The organism is Niallia sp. 01092 (assembly GCF_052318935.1).
Classification (GTDB): Bacteria; Bacillota; Bacilli; order Bacillales; family Cytobacillaceae; genus Niallia.
Map to the genome: position 1 here is coordinate 1 of NZ_JBQRKO010000033.1, position 14,869 is coordinate 14,869.

Consider the following 14,869-nt stretch of genomic DNA (forward strand, 5'->3'; position numbering starts at 1 on the left):
TCGCTGAGGCCACTGAAAAAGTGAATGCTATAAAATATAGGTAGTGACAATCCAAGCAACGCAGAGGTTTTCGTTCGGTTTTCCGAGGCTTACCACACGCTTTCCGCGGGGCGAGTGCCGAGCCGCTTCGTCGCTACGCTCCTGCAGGGTCTCGCCTATCTCGCTAATCCCGCAGGAGTCGTGTGGACGCCTCTCCTAACCAAAATGATGGTCGTTTTCAAACTCTCTATACCATTTTTACCCTAATAAATTTAAGTGTTTCACCTATCATTTATCTAATTAAACACTTTTTCAGTGCCGTCGTATACGCTCCTGCGGGGTCTCGTCTTTCTCGCATTCCCACAGGAGTCTACGTGTATTCAGTCTGCTGAGTACTTCTTCTCCCATTTTTTGTAAAAAAAAACAAATTTTGAGAAAGCAACCAAAAGGAAAGAACATTCTATTGGATAAAGAAGTTGAATAAAAAAACACTCATTTTACAATGAGTGTTTTTTGTATCGTATTATTCACCAGATACATATGGTAATAAAGCCATAGTACGTGCACGTTTAATAGCAATCGTTAATTTACGTTGATATTTAGCACTAGTACCTGTTACACGACGAGGTAAAATTTTACCGCGCTCAGAAATGAATTTTTTTAGAAGATCTACATCTTTATAATCGATGTGCGTGATGCCGTTAGATGTAAAGAAACAAACTTTACGACGTTTTGCACGTCCACCTCTGCGTCCTCCCATTGCCATGTGGTTTCCCTCCTTTTTCATTTAAATTTCCGGACTACTTAGAATGGTAAATCATCATCTGAAATATCGATTTGACCGCTATTTGCAAATGGATCTTCATCCACTCTTGTATAGTCTTGGTTGTTTCGATTATTTTGAGGTCGCTGATTCTGATAATTATTGGATCCAAAAGGATTATCTTGATCTCTTGGGGCACCATAATTCATGTTGTCATTTCTATTATTTCCAGAACTATTTCTAGGTTCAAGGAATTGTACGCTTTCCGCTTGAACTTCTGTAATATAGACTCGCTTACCGTCTTGTCCCTCATAACTGCGAGTTTGAATTCTTCCGTCTACTCCTGCTAAACTTCCCTTTTTCAAGAAATTCGCCACATTTTCAGCCGGTTTTCTCCAAATAACACAGTTAATAAAGTCCGCTTCTCTTTCCCCTTGTTGATTCGTAAAAGTACGGTTCACCGCAAGTGTAAAAGATGCCACAGCTACTCCATTAGGTGTGTATCGCAAATCAGGATCTTTCGTCAAACGGCCAACAAGAACTACACGATTCATCATCAGTCTCAACTCCCTTCTCACTTGTATGTTTCACGTGAAACATAACAACATTTATTTATATATTATTTAACTTCTTCTTTAATTACGATATGGCGAATGATATCTTCGTTGATTTTTGCTAAACGAGAGAATTCTTCAACAGCAACTGGTGCAGCGTTCACTTTCACTAGTTGGTAGTATCCATCGCGGAAATCATTGATTTCGTATGCAAGGCGACGTTTACCCCACTCTTTTGCTTCAGCTACCTCCGCTCCATTATCAGCAAGGATGCCGTTAAAACGCTCGATAAGAGCTTTTTTCGCTTCATCTTCAATATTTGGACGGATGATGTACATAATTTCGTACTTTTTCATCACTTTCACCTCCTTTTGGTCTAAACGGCCCAATTGGGCAAGGAGCAATTAAACATTACTCACAAGAACAAATTATAACATAGTAAATAGACATTAGCAATGAAGCAACTTAAAATTATAATAAATTTCATAATTGTTTTTCCTATTAATGTGTGTTCAAAAAGGTAACAAATTAGAAGCAAGAAGGTCGAGGCGGCTTAGCTTTGAGCAACAGAACGTATGCAATTCGATACGTGAGTAGCGGAAAAGCAAGCCAACGAAGAGATTCTCCGCTTATCATTTGGTGCCTTTTTGAACATCCTCTATTATTTCAAAACAAACAATAAATATGAAACGTAAGGATCCTTTTATACGTAAAAAGAAAAGGAGTAAAAATATCATCACTGGAGGGATTATTTTTGGAGGGAACAACTAGGATTGCAATTATTGGGGGAACGGGTAAAGTAGGTCGTTACCTTGCGAAAAAAGCAGTAGAAAATGGCTTCAAAGTTCGTATGCTTGTTAGAAATCCAGATAAAGTAGCATTTCGTGATGAAAAAATAGAGATTATTAGTGGAGATGCTCAAAACCTTCAGTCTATTCGCACTTTGCTTGAAGGTTGTTCGATTGTCATTAATACGCTTGGACAACCTGTAAAGGAGATGCCAATATACAGCAGTGTAACGCAAACGATCATTACCACCATGAAAGAATATAGAATTAGCAGATACATCGGCGTTACAGGAGCGTCTCTTACATTAAAAAGTGACAACAAATCATTCATCAATACAATAGGAGCAAAAGCGTTTGAAATTTTATTCCCTAAGATGATGAAGGATAAAAGAAACGAGCTTGACCTGCTAATAAATAGTGACATTGATTGGACAATCGTGCGATTACCATTTGTAGGGGAAGGTCCGGAAACCAGTATTATCAAGGAACATTTAACAGACATGCCAGGAAGAAATATTTCTAATGCAGATATAGCTAGATTCCTCATCAGTCAGATTAATGAAAAGAAATATATAAGGAAAACTCCTTTTATCTCAAACTGACACACAAGATAACGAGATCGACATTTTATTATAATATTTATTGTAAACAAAGAAGCAGCTATATAAACTGAAATTCAGACTGCCGAAAAACCTTCGACAGTCTTTCTTGAGTTTAGGCATATTTTGTATTTATTATTAAATTAGTTGCAATAACTTCACTATAATCTACTAATAAACGATCTAAAATCACATCCCAGGATTTTGTTAACGCATATGTTCTAGCTTCCATTCCCATCATTAAACGTTCATCATCATTTATTAATAAATCATTGATAGCACTAGTAAAATCATCTGCATTGCCTTTTTCGCATATTTTCCCCGTTCTATTGTCCTCCACTATCTCTGCCACGCCACCAGCGTTCGCTACAACGGCAGGGGTTCCACATGCTAGTGATTCTAATACGACATTTCCAAATGTTTCTGTATAGGAAGGGAAAACAAAAAGGTCGGCACCTGCATATATTCTCGCCAATTCCTCTCCTCTTATATAACCAGTCAACGTAATATTTTTTTGAGCAATGGCTTTTTCTTTCCATTCTTCCATATTTGGTCCATCCCCGACCATTAACCAATGAACGTTTTGATTTAAATGAACAGGCATTTTCTCCATAACTGCAGATAATGTTTTTAAATCTTTTTCTGGAGCCAATCTGCCTACATATAAAAGAATATATTTTTCCTTTATATTATATCTTTTTCTTATATAATCACTTGCATTTATTATTGGTTTAAATTGCTGACAATCTATGCCTCTTCCCCAAATTTTTAAAGAATTAAATCCTTGTGATTGTAATTTTTCCATTGTTTCTTTACTCGGTACAAATATTTTTTCTGTAGAATGGTGGAACCACTTTAAATACTTCCATAGAAGAGGAGATAACCAGGCAACTCGGTAATATTTAAGATATTGATCAAAATGTGTATGATAAGACGAAACAACAGGAATATTTAATTTTTTTGCAGCAAATAAACCATATAACCCCATCGTATAAGGTGTAGCGAGATGGATAAGATCAGGCTTGAATTTATGCAGATTATTTTCTATTTTTCTAGGACTAGTAATGACTGTTCGGCACTCAGGATAGAGAAAAAGTGGAAGGCTAGGAAATTGATGGATATTAGGGTATGTAGAGGAATCATTGATATCAGGAGAGTATATTTGGTATAAAATTTCATTTTTTTCAAAATGATTCGTCAATCTTTTTAACGTCTGTGCCACCCCGTTTACTTGTGGAAAATAAGTGTCTGAAAAAATAGCGATTTTCAAATGAATCGCTCCCTTCATTTTTCATAAACTTTTATCCCTTAAAATGTACCACTTCTATACTAAATTAATGTAAATTAAATGTAAAAAAAACGAAAAGCGGAAGTGCCTTGCTCAGCCCCGAAGAAAAATGTTCTCTTGACTCAAAAAGTGTTTTTTACTTTTCGCTCTTTTCATATAGATTGTTGTTAGTTAACCCGCAGCCTGAATACACTTCGCTTTCCGCGGACGAGTGCCAAGCCTCCTCGTCGCTATGCTCCTGTGGGGTCTCGTCTTTCTCGCTTTTCCCGCAGGAGTCTACGTGTATTCAGGCTGCTCAGTGCTTCAGTCATGTTTATTATTTTATTCAAAAACACCAAACTTTTAGAAAAATAAAAAAAAGTTGCCATTTATGATAAAAATGACAACTTTTTTAAATGATTATACGTTAAAGCGGAAGTGAATGATATCTCCATCTTTTACAATATATTCTTTTCCTTCAAGACGAACTTTACCAGCTTCTTTTGCAGCAACCATATTGCTGCTTGCTAATAAATCATCGTATGAAACAGTTTCCGCACGGATAAATCCTCTTTCAAAGTCGGAATGAATAATTCCTGCACATTGAGGTGCCTTCATGCCTTGAACAAATGTCCATGCACGAACCTCTTGTACACCAGCTGTAAAATAAGTAGCTAAGCCTAGTAGGTGGTAGGCAGCACGAATCAACTGATCTAAACCTGATTCCTCAATTCCTAGTTCTTCAAGGAACATTTCTTTTTCTTCGCCTTCAAGCTCTGCAATTTCTTCTTCTATTTTTGCGCAAATTACAATCACTTCAGCATTTTCATTGGCAGCAAATTCTTTTACTCGTTGCACATATTCATTGTTTTCTACGTCAGAAATTTCATCTTCGCCAACGTTTGCAACATAAAGAACCGGTTTAATCGTTAATAGATGCAAGCCTTTTGCAATCTTAGTTTGTTCTTCCGTAAATTCTACTGTTCTTGCAGGCTTTTCTTCTTCAAATGCTGCTTTCAGCTGTTCTAACACATCAAGCTCTGCCATTGCATCCTTGTCTTTTTGTTTCGCCATTTTTCCAACACGGGCAATTCTTTTTTCAACAGATTCTAAGTCTGCAAGAATCAATTCTAAATTAATCGTTTCAATATCAGAAATCGGGTCTACTTTTCCAGATACATGGGTAATATTATCATCAGCAAAACAACGAACAACTTGACAAATCGCATCCACTTCGCGAATATGGGATAAAAATTTATTGCCAAGACCTTCTCCTTTACTTGCTCCTTTTACAATCCCAGCAATATCCGTAAATTCAAAAGTTGTTGGCACCGTTTTTTTCGGTTGTACTAATTCTGTTAATTTTGTTAAACGCTGATCCGGTACTTCTACAATTCCAACATTCGGATCTATTGTACAAAACGGATAGTTAGCTGATTCAGCTCCCGCTTGTGTGATTGCATTAAATAATGTTGATTTACCAACGTTTGGTAATCCTACTATTCCAGCAGTTAATGCCATACTGTCACTCCCCTATATAAATTTCTAATTGACGAACATTAGAAAGTAATCTCCATTTACTAATAAACCTTTAACAATTATAGATTCAACACATCAAAAAGACAAGTAGCCCTTCAAAGAACACACTTAATTAAAACGTATTTCAGGTTTTATCTTTCAAAAAGGCTCTGGTAAACTTGCCTGTTGATTTCCTCTTGCGGGCGGTCCGGGAGCTTCCTCGGCGCTGTGCGCCTGTGGGGTCTCACTTTGACTCGCTTTTCCCGCAGGAGTCTCACGCCTTCCGCTCCAATCGACAATTAGCTTTAACACAGCCTACAAAAAAAGCATGAATCATTGTTCATGCTTTACTAATACCTTCTTCATTTTCCTAGAAAATTCTTTTCTTGGAATGAGAACGCTATGGTCGCATCCTTCACATTTAATTCTTATATCCATGCCCATGCGAATGATTTTCCAACGATTTGTACCGCATGGATGTGCCTTTTTCATTTCTACTATATCATTAATTCCATACTCTTTCGGCTCCATATTCCCTCCTAGTTACTTGCTAGTCTCCGGTTTAGAATACATAACTAATCTTGGCAAAGGACTTTCTATTCCATTTTCATCTAATACTGCTTTTATTTCTTTTCTTAAAATTCTTGCAACACCAATTTGCTGCGCCGGTAAAGTTTCTGCCACAACTCGAAGAACTATTTCCGTTGCTTGTATATTTTGAATACCTAAAAGCTCTGGTGTTCCGACAATTTGTTCATATTTTTCTTCTAATGTTGCTAAACGTTCTCGAATCACTTTTTCAGCTTTATTTATATCTCCTTGATAAGCAATACTTACATCTACTACAGCACGACTATTATTAACGGAGAAGTTTGTTACTTCCACTATACTACCATTTGGTAAAATATTCACTTCTCCCGTATAGCTTTTTATTTTTGTCGTACGCAGCCCAATTTCTTCGACTGTTCCTTCAAATGTGCCGACTCTAACATAATCCCCTACAGAAAACTGATCTTCAAATATAATGAAAAAACCAGTAATAATGTCTTTTACTAAACTTTGGGCACCAAAACCAACAGCTAGACCAACTATTCCGGCACCAGCTAATAAAGCCTGTACATTAATACCAAATATAGACAGAATCGTCATTGCTGAAATAAAGTACACTACATATGTTAACGTATTTTCTAATAGTTTAACTAAAGTAGCTTCCCGTCTTTCGGTAATGCGAATAGCAGAATGTGGACGTACTTTAAAGATATTTTTTATTGCTAATTTACCTAATTTTATTAAAATGGTGCTTACAATAAGAATAATAACGAGTTTTAGTGCACCTTTGCCTATATTCATCCAAATTTTTTCATCTGTAATTAAATCTATGCTATCAGAAACTAGTTTTTCCACCTTGTACACCTCTTTTTCTGTTCTTTTGTCTGCTAATATATTTGGCTGTTTTCGTAAAGATTGTAGCTTTTAAACTCGCAGCCCGAATACACTTCGCTTTCCGTGGGCGAGCGTCGAGCCTCCTCGTCGCATACGCTCCTGTGGGGTCTCGTCTTTCTCGCATTCCCACAGGAGTCTACGTGTATTCAGTCTGCTGAGTACTTCTTCTCCCATTTTTTTACGTAAAAAACAACAAACTTTGAGAATACAGCCTTATATTTTGTAAGATGTAGCATTTTTATTAATATAGGCTCTGTTAAACTACAATGTTGATATTCGCGAGAATCCTCTTCTGCGGACGATCTATCTAATCAATCTATCTAAAAAACAACACTAAAATATAACAGAGCCTTACTATAAATAAATTGTATAGTAAAATACGTGTTCAAAAAGGGGGGATAATCAGAGCGAAGAAGAGATTCGACCGCTATGGATCCTGGACTTTTTGAACAATCTATAAAACAAATTTATTTTAACAGGTTTTAGACAGACTTTGTAGTAATAATATAAGAAGGGACTAAATACTTACTTATCTTCCAACTCCCCCAACTTTTTCCCCTTTTCTAACCGAATTACTACTGTATACGTATAGAATACATCATATTTCCGTATACTGATAGTACGATAATTATTTGAGAACCGTCTCCATAATAAAGTTCTATTTAAGTTAGATTGCCGAACCTTATTTTAGTCTGATGTGATAAAGGAGTAGATCTAATGGACATATATTCCAATCTTTTCGAAAAAAATGAACTACCAGTTAGAATTGCTTATAATGAACAATTAGCTTCTTATAAACTTGCAGACTCTTTATCTAAGCATTTACCACTCGTGACATCAAATCAACCAATTGTATTTATTTGTATTGGGACAGATCGATCTACTGGAGATTCATTAGGTCCACTTATCGGTACTTTATTAAGTGAAAAAAATATTACTCCTTTTAACGTTTATGGTACATTAGATGATCCGATACATGCTCTTAATCTAGAAGAACGCATAAAAGAGATTTACCACCTTCATGAAAACCCTTTTATTATCGGCATAGACGCTTGTTTAGGAAGAATGAAAAGTGTTGGAATGATTCAAATCGGAGACGGACCGGTAAAGCCTGGAAGCGGTGTAAAAAAAGAACTTCCACCTGTTGGTCATATCCATATAACAGGCATCGTTAATATTAGCGGCTTTATGGAATTTTTAGTATTACAAAATACTAGATTAAGTTTAGTTTTAAACATGGCTAAAATCATTTCAAAAGGGATATATCATACTAGTTTACGATATATGACCACAACTGATCTAACAGAGTACCCCCTTAAAGAACGACCAGTTTAAGTTGCAAATTTTTTAACATATCCACTATTTAGAAAAAATAAAATAAGACCTCCACTCCGCAAATTCTTCGTATAAGAAAACTATAACAAGAATTTGAACAGTGGAAGTCACACCTTATAAGAAAAGCGCAGGCGCCTTGAACAGCCCCGAAGAAAAATGTTCTCTTGACTCAAAAGTGTTTTTTACTTTTAGAGGCACGAGGTTATCTTTCACAGGGGCTAGGCGCCGGAGCTAGACACTAAACTAGGTTCGAAATTTTATACTCTCTTATCTTTTAAGAAAAGCGAAACGCCCATAGCGAGGTACATTAGTCACTGTTTTCTACAGTAAATAATTCGAGTAGTCGTTCTAAATCATCCTCTGAAAAAAACTCAATTTCTATTTTTCCTTTGTTTTTTGTTTGTTTAATATGAACAGTTGTACCGAATCTTTCTCGTAAATAAGACTCTTGCTCTTTAATAAACACACTTTTTGTCTCTTTTTTTTCATTTTTTGTTTCACGTGAAACATTTTCATTCATTTGTTGAATGAAGTGCTCCAATTGCCGGACATTTAATCCTTCTTTTATTACTTTTTCTACAACTAATGAAAGTTTATCTTTATTTTTTAAACTTAATAATGCCCTTCCATGTCCCATTGATAATGTTCCATTAGAAATATTTTCTTGAATGGATGAAGGTAATGATAATAAACGAACATGATTTGCAATATGTGGTCTGCTTTTTCCTAAGCGCTTTGAAAGTTCTTCTTGCGTAATTTTCAGTTTTTTCATTAGCAATTGGTAAGCATGTGCTTCTTCTATTGGAGATAAATCCTCTCTTTGAAGGTTTTCCAATACGGCTAATTCCATCATTTGTTGTTCTGACAGTTCTCGAACAACAGCAGGAATCACTTCTAGTTTTGCTTCTTTAGCTGCACGATATCTACGCTCACCAACAACAATTTCAAAACCTTTAATGCTTTTCCGAACAATGATTGGTTGTAATATTCCATGCTCTAATATTGATGCTTTTAATTCTTCAATTGCTTTCTTCTCAAATACTTTTCTTGGCTGATAAGGATTTGGTCGAAGTTCTTTTATACTTATTTCTTGAATAACTTCTTCCTTTTCTGCCTTCATACTTGGAAAAAAAGCATCAAGACCTTTCCCTAATCCTTTAGCCACTAGTGACCACTTCCTTCGCCAATTCTAGATAAACTTCTGCACCTCGGGATTTTGGATCATAAATGATAATAGGTTCGCCATGGCTAGGAGCTTCACTTAAACGAATATTTCTTGGAATGATCGTTTTATACACTTTATCTTGAAAATATTTTTTTACTTCTTCAATAACTTGTAATCCTAAATTTGTTCTTGCATCTAGCATGGTTAAAAGAACACCTTCAATAGCTAACTCATGATTTAAATGTTTTTGAACAAGTCTTACAGTATTTAATAATTGACTTAAACCTTCCAACGCATAGTACTCGCATTGAACAGGTATTAATACTGCATCCGAAGCAGTTAAAGCATTAATGGTTAGCAGTCCTAATGAAGGAGGACAATCAATTAAAATATAATCATAGTTGTCTTTCACTTCTTCAAGCGCCCGTTTCAAGCGGACTTCTCTTGATATGGTGGAAACAAGTTCAATCTCCGCTCCCGCAAGCTGAATAGTTGCCGGAATAACTTGGAGGTTTTCTACATTCGTTGCTTTTATTACTTGTTTTACTTCCAAGTCATCTACTAATACATCATAAACACAATAATCCACATCTGCTTTTTCAATTCCTACTCCACTCGTTGCATTCCCTTGAGGATCAATATCTACTAATAATACTTTTTTTCCGATATATGCTAAACAAGAGCCAAGATTGACTGAGGTAGTTGTTTTCCCAACTCCCCCTTTTTGGTTAGCAACGGTAATTATTTTTCCCATGATGTCACCTACCTTTATTACCATAAATTAAAATGTACAACAGTTATAGGATTATTTTGTAAATTTAAGTCTAAAAGTGCTTGTTCAAAAAGGTAACAAATTAGAAGCAAGAAGGTCGAGGCGGCTTAGCTTTGAGCAACACAGCGTATGCTGTTATATACGTGAGTAGCGGAAAAGCAAGCCAACGAAGAGATTCGCCGCTTATCATTTGGTGCCTTTTTAAACTTCTTTAAAAGACATATAATTCATAATTTACAGATTGATATAGCTAGATATCTACTCTTTTACCAGATTGTAACTATATGTAATCATGTATTTTATTTTATCATGAAAACTTCTAAATATCGTCTTTTTTTAAAGGTTTGTTTTTTTCTTGCAAAATTAGATACGGAAGATCCCTTTTATATATTTAAATTGTTCATTATAAAAAACGAAAAGAGAAGTGACTGCAGCACTATAGTAGAAAGGAGGATAATAAGGAGTTAGAGCTAAGAATGATGTTGATTTTCCGAAGCTTATTTTCAGGGTAGCCTAAACAAAAAAAAATGTGAGAAATAAAAACCAGATTGGTTCGTATTCTCACAGGGAATCATCATATATTTCATCATTTAGTTTCTATCAATATAAAAAGTTTACAGATCTGAAATAATATTCTACTTCTTCTTCGGTATTTTAATCGTAAATTGATAAAAATCTTCAAATTCTTCTTCTTCTGCATTAAGATTGATACCGCTGTCTGAAACCATTGTTAAAGATTGTCGTATCGTGTTGACTGCAATACGCATATCTTTACTGAAGGCTTTGCGTTTAGGCTTTGGTTTATTTTCCGATTGCTCTAGCATTTTTAACACACGTTCTTCTGTTTGTTTAACATTTAAATGCTTTTCCATAATTTCTTGAAGAAGACGCAATTGTTTATCTTTTTCTTTTAAAGGAATCATAGAACGTGCATGTCGTTCAGAAATTTGTTTATTTAATAAAGCATCCTGAATTTCTTCTGGAAGTTTTAAAAGTCTTAACTTATTCGCTACTGTTGATTGACCTTTCCCTAGCCTTTGTGCAAGTGCTTCCTGTGTTAAATTATGTAGTTCTAGTAATTTTCCGTAAGCAATTGCTTCTTCTATAGGAGAAAGTTCCTCCCTTTGGAGGTTTTCAATTAACGCAACAGATGCGGTTTCTGTATCACTCATATTTTTTATGATGGCGGGAACTTCTTCCCAGCCTAATTTCTTCATAGCTCGCCATCTTCTTTCGCCAGCTATGATTTCATATTTATCCGTTTCAAATTCTCTAACTACAATTGGTTGAATAATGCCATGTGTATGGATGGTTCTTGATAATTCTTCAATTTTTTCATCATCAAATACCGTTCTTGGCTGAAAACGGTTTGGAACAATTTGATTAATAGAAATTTTATGAATCTCCTCATTGTTCCCCAACTTCTCCAACTCCTCATTAGCATCTTCTGCTCCAATTTGACTTGCGTCTGTTATATCTTCCTTTTCGCCCAGGCCAAAAAAGCGTGAGAAAGAGGACTTCATCACCCTGCACCACCTTTACGAAACTCCCTATTACATATTCTCTAAAATGAATAGCATGTCCTGCAAAATATATCAATTATAATAAGAAACTTCTCGAATTTTCATAGAATGTGCCATTTATAGTTATATTATTATATAGTAGTTAGGAAAAATGATATAGCTTACTAGTTGATAAACTATTTTTCTATTTGCCTGCCTTAAGAAAAAATGATTCTTACACCTCCTATCTTTTACATAAGGGAATGGAGGTGTAAGCTATTTACAAGTTTACTCAATCGGTTCTTTATTCGGTGTACCCGGTTTTCTTGGATATTTCTTCGGTGTTTGTTTTTCTTTAGAGATGATCAATATATTTCGTTCACTTTCTTCTTTTGGTAAAACAAAAGAGTGAGTCTTTACTAGTTTGCCGCCTAAAGTTGCAATCGCCTTTTGACCTGCTTGTAATTCTTCCTGTGCACTTGCTGCTTTCATTGCCACAAATGTTCCACCAACTTTGACAAGTGGTAAACATAACTCACTTAAGACAGATAACCTTGCTACTGCTCTTGCTGTTACAATATCAAAGCTTTCCCGATAATCGTTCTTTTTCCCAAAAGTTTCAGCACGATCGTGTACAAATTCGACCTCTTCTAACTGAAGCACTTTAGCTAAATGCTCTAAAAAATGAATTCTCTTCATTAAGGAGTCTACTATTGTTACTTTTAATTGCGGAAAAACAATTTTTAATGGAATGCTTGGAAAACCAGCGCCTGCCCCAACATCACAAAGGGTCGCAGGCTTCTTTAATGACTCAAAATAAAATGCAGCAGTGATGGAATCATAAAAATGTTTTAAATACACATCTTCTTTTTCCGTAATAGCGGTAAGATTCATTTTTTCATTCCACTCTACCAATGTTTGAAAATAAATCTCAAATTGTTTCAGTTGCTTTTCTGACAGGATAATTCCTTTTTCTGAAAGCATTTGAATAAATTGTTCTGTATTCATGATTGAACCCTTTCAAGACAAAATAATTACTTTTGGCTCTTTTCGTATAGATTGTTGTTATTTAACCCGCAGCCTGAATACACTTCGCTTTCCGCGAACGAGTGCCGAGCCTCCTCGTCGCTATGCTCCTGTGGGGTCTCGTCTTTCTCGCTTTTCCCGCAGGAGTCTACGTGTATGCAGGCTGCTCAGTGTTTCAACCATGTTTATTATTTTATTCAAAAACAACAAACTTTTAGAAAACAGCCTTAACTTTTTAAACACGTGCAATACGGCCTTGTTCTAAATAAACTAACAGAATCGAAATATCTGCTGGGTTTACACCTGAAATTCGTGATGCTTGCGCAATAGATAATGGGCGAACCGTTTTAAGTTTCTGTTTTGCTTCTGTTGCTAAGCTTGAGATAGCATCATAATCAATATTTTCTGGAATTTTTTTGTTTTCCATTTTCTTTAATCTTTCTACTTGCTGTAAAGATTTTTCAATATAACCTTCATATTTGATTTGTATCTCTACTTGCTCCATTACTTCATCCGTTAATGGCAGCTCACTTGGTGTTAGTAAGTGAATATGGCTATAGTTCATTTCAGGTCGTCTTAATAAATCCGCTGCCCGAATGCCATCCTTTAATTCACTTCCGCCTTGCGCTTTAATCACTTGTTGAACTTGCTCGTTTGGTTTTAAAATAATCTCTTTTAAGCGTTGTTTTTCTTGCTCGATCAACTGCTTTTTCTCTGTATATTTTTCATAGCGTTCGTTAGAGATTAACCCAATTTTTGCTCCTATATCTGTTAAACGTAAATCCGCATTGTCATGACGAAGCAATAATCGATATTCCGCTCTAGATGTTAAAAGTCGATAAGGTTCATTCGTTCCTTTTGTTACTAGGTCGTCAATTAGTACCCCAATATAAGCGTCAGAGCGGCTTAAAATCACTTCTTCTTTATCCAACGATCTTAAACCAGCATTCATTCCAGCCATTAACCCTTGACCTGCCGCCTCTTCATATCCAGAAGTACCGTTAATTTGACCTGCCGTATAAAGATTTTTGATTTTTTTCGTTTCCAGTGTCGGCCACAATTGAGTAGGTACGATTGCATCGTACTCAATCGCATAACCAGCTCTCATCATTTGTACATTTTCAAGCCCTGGTATCGTTTTTAATATTTGCTGTTGAACATCTTCAGGCAAGCTAGTGGATAATCCTTGTACATAAACTTCTTGCGTGTTTTTTCCTTCTGGTTCTAAGAAAATTTGATGTCTCGGTTTATCATTAAAACGAACTACTTTATCTTCAATAGATGGACAATAACGCGGTCCAGTTCCTTTGATCATCCCAGAATACATTGGTGAACGATGTAAATTCGCATCAATTAATTGATGGGTTGTTTCATTCGTATACGTTAACCAACATGGCAGCTGCTCTGTAATATAAGTTGTTGTCTCATACGAAAATGCTCGAGGCACATCATCACCAGGCTGAATTTCCGTTTTGCTGTAATCAATGGAATGACTGTTTACTCGAGGCGGTGTACCTGTTTTAAAACGAACTAAATCAAATCCTAATTCTTGCAAATGCTCGGATAATCGAACAGAAGGCTGTTGATTATTTGGACCGCTTGAATATTTTAATTCACCAAGAATGATCTCTCCACGAAGATAAGTACCAGTTGTTACTACTACTGTTTTTGACGTATAAACGGCACCCGATTTTGTTACAACACCTTTTACAACATCGTCTTCCACAATCAGCTGTTCGACCATTCCTTGAATTAACGTTAAATTCGGTTCGTTTTCTAGTGTTTTTTTCATCTCATGCTGATACATATATTTATCCGCCTGTGCTCTTAATGCTCGTACAGCCGGTCCTTTTCCTGTATTCAACATTCTCATTTGAATATATGTTTTATCGATGTTTTTCCCCATTTCACCGCCAAGGGCATCAATTTCTCTTACAACAATCCCTTTAGCTGGACCACCAACAGAAGGGTTGCATGGCATAAAAGCAACCATATCGAGGTTAATGGTTAACATCAATGTTTTTGCGCCTAATCTTGCAGATGCGAGTCCTGCCTCACAGCCTGCATGGCCTGCTCCAATCACAATGACATCAAAGCTGCCTGCTTCGTATTGCATTCTGCTGCCTCCTTATTTCATTTTTTTTATTTTTGGCTTTGT

The 14,869-nt window shown here is 35.8% G+C and carries 14 protein-coding genes; 2 read left to right on the forward strand and 12 right to left on the reverse strand.

The features are described 5' to 3' along the window. Positions 1-502: 502 nt before the first annotated feature. From rpsR to rpsF, 3 genes are all read right to left on the reverse strand, one after another. Entirely contained in the window at positions 503-739 is a 237-nt protein-coding gene (gene rpsR, locus ACTXGU_RS20735) for a 30S ribosomal protein S18 (RefSeq protein WP_443483431.1), read from the reverse strand. A 44-nt stretch (positions 740-783) separates the two neighbouring features. Next, a complete protein-coding gene (gene ssb / locus ACTXGU_RS20740) occupies positions 784-1,299 on the reverse strand; it encodes a single-stranded DNA-binding protein (RefSeq protein WP_443483432.1) in 516 nt (171 codons plus the stop codon). Between the two features lie 62 nt (positions 1,300-1,361). Continuing rightward, entirely contained in the window at positions 1,362-1,652 is a 291-nt protein-coding gene (gene rpsF / locus ACTXGU_RS20745) for a 30S ribosomal protein S6 (protein ID WP_443483433.1), read from the reverse strand. Between the two features lie 398 nt (positions 1,653-2,050). On the opposite strand from rpsF, the gene ACTXGU_RS20750 reads away from it, so the two are divergent. Then, entirely contained in the window at positions 2,051-2,686 is a 636-nt protein-coding gene (locus ACTXGU_RS20750; RefSeq protein ID WP_443483434.1) for an NAD(P)-dependent oxidoreductase, read from the forward strand. 112 nt (positions 2,687-2,798) lie between these two features. On the opposite strand, the gene ACTXGU_RS20755 is transcribed toward ACTXGU_RS20750, so the two are convergent. The 4 genes from ACTXGU_RS20755 to ACTXGU_RS20770 all read right to left on the reverse strand — a co-directional run bounded on the left by ACTXGU_RS20755 (position 2,799) and on the right by ACTXGU_RS20770 (position 6,881). Continuing rightward, the gene (locus ACTXGU_RS20755; protein ID WP_443483435.1) at positions 2,799-3,953 is read right to left on the reverse strand and encodes a glycosyltransferase family 4 protein; all 1,155 of its coding nucleotides are present in this window, start codon (positions 3,951-3,953) and stop codon (positions 2,799-2,801) included. Between the two features lie 417 nt (positions 3,954-4,370). Further along, positions 4,371-5,471, reverse strand: coding sequence for a redox-regulated ATPase YchF (gene ychF, locus ACTXGU_RS20760; RefSeq protein WP_443483436.1), 1,101 nt, complete (start codon positions 5,469-5,471; stop codon positions 4,371-4,373). A 330-nt stretch (positions 5,472-5,801) separates the two neighbouring features. Continuing rightward, positions 5,802-5,999 (reverse strand): DUF951 domain-containing protein, encoded by a 198-nt coding sequence (locus tag ACTXGU_RS20765; protein WP_443483437.1) that lies wholly within the window; start codon positions 5,997-5,999, stop codon positions 5,802-5,804. Positions 6,000-6,011: 12 nt separating this feature from the next. Beyond that, positions 6,012-6,881 (reverse strand): mechanosensitive ion channel family protein, encoded by an 870-nt coding sequence (locus tag ACTXGU_RS20770; RefSeq protein ID WP_443483438.1) that lies wholly within the window; start codon positions 6,879-6,881, stop codon positions 6,012-6,014. A 747-nt stretch (positions 6,882-7,628) separates the two neighbouring features. On the opposite strand from ACTXGU_RS20770, the gene yyaC reads away from it, so the two are divergent. After that, complete coding sequence (gene yyaC, locus ACTXGU_RS20775) at positions 7,629-8,246, forward strand: spore protease YyaC (protein ID WP_443483439.1); 618 nt, start codon at positions 7,629-7,631, stop codon at positions 8,244-8,246. A gap of 307 nt (positions 8,247-8,553) precedes the next feature. On the opposite strand, the gene ACTXGU_RS20780 is transcribed toward yyaC, so the two are convergent. The 5 genes from ACTXGU_RS20780 to mnmG form a co-directional block, all read right to left on the reverse strand. Further along, positions 8,554-9,411, reverse strand: coding sequence for a ParB/RepB/Spo0J family partition protein (locus tag ACTXGU_RS20780; protein ID WP_443483440.1), 858 nt, complete (start codon positions 9,409-9,411; stop codon positions 8,554-8,556). Further along, entirely contained in the window at positions 9,404-10,165 is a 762-nt protein-coding gene (locus ACTXGU_RS20785; RefSeq protein ID WP_443483441.1) for a ParA family protein, read from the reverse strand. The genes ACTXGU_RS20780 and ACTXGU_RS20785 overlap by 8 nt, the downstream gene beginning before the upstream one ends. Before the next feature lie 653 nt (positions 10,166-10,818). Further along, the gene (gene noc, locus ACTXGU_RS20790) at positions 10,819-11,706 is read right to left on the reverse strand and encodes a nucleoid occlusion protein (RefSeq protein ID WP_443483455.1); all 888 of its coding nucleotides are present in this window, start codon (positions 11,704-11,706) and stop codon (positions 10,819-10,821) included. A 267-nt stretch (positions 11,707-11,973) separates the two neighbouring features. Next, positions 11,974-12,693 (reverse strand): 16S rRNA (guanine(527)-N(7))-methyltransferase RsmG, encoded by a 720-nt coding sequence (gene rsmG / locus ACTXGU_RS20795; protein ID WP_443483442.1) that lies wholly within the window; start codon positions 12,691-12,693, stop codon positions 11,974-11,976. A gap of 253 nt (positions 12,694-12,946) precedes the next feature. Beyond that, entirely contained in the window at positions 12,947-14,827 is a 1,881-nt protein-coding gene (mnmG, locus tag ACTXGU_RS20800) for a tRNA uridine-5-carboxymethylaminomethyl(34) synthesis enzyme MnmG (protein WP_443483443.1), read from the reverse strand. Positions 14,828-14,869: the final 42 nt, after the last annotated feature.

What these genes read in the sequence shown, in the direction of transcription:
- rpsR (WP_443483431.1), bottom strand. Translation starts at nt 739, where the DNA reads ATGGGAGGACGCAGAGGTGGACGTGCAAAACGTCGTAAAGTTTGTTTC.
- rsmG (WP_443483442.1), bottom strand. Translation starts at nt 12,693, where the DNA reads ATGAATACAGAACAATTTATTCAAATGCTTTCAGAAAAAGGAATTATC.
- ssb (WP_443483432.1), bottom strand. Translation starts at nt 1,299, where the DNA reads ATGATGAATCGTGTAGTTCTTGTTGGCCGTTTGACGAAAGATCCTGAT.
- rpsF (WP_443483433.1), bottom strand. Translation starts at nt 1,652, where the DNA reads ATGAAAAAGTACGAAATTATGTACATCATCCGTCCAAATATTGAAGAT.
- yyaC (WP_443483439.1), top strand. Translation starts at nt 7,629, where the DNA reads ATGGACATATATTCCAATCTTTTCGAAAAAAATGAACTACCAGTTAGA.
- ACTXGU_RS20765 (WP_443483437.1), bottom strand. Translation starts at nt 5,999, where the DNA reads ATGGAGCCGAAAGAGTATGGAATTAATGATATAGTAGAAATGAAAAAG.
- mnmG (WP_443483443.1), bottom strand. Translation starts at nt 14,827, where the DNA reads ATGCAATACGAAGCAGGCAGCTTTGATGTCATTGTGATTGGAGCAGGC.
- noc (WP_443483455.1), bottom strand. Translation starts at nt 11,706, where the DNA reads ATGAAGTCCTCTTTCTCACGCTTTTTTGGCCTGGGCGAAAAGGAAGAT.
- ACTXGU_RS20785 (WP_443483441.1), bottom strand. Translation starts at nt 10,165, where the DNA reads ATGGGAAAAATAATTACCGTTGCTAACCAAAAAGGGGGAGTTGGGAAA.
- ychF (WP_443483436.1), bottom strand. Translation starts at nt 5,471, where the DNA reads ATGGCATTAACTGCTGGAATAGTAGGATTACCAAACGTTGGTAAATCA.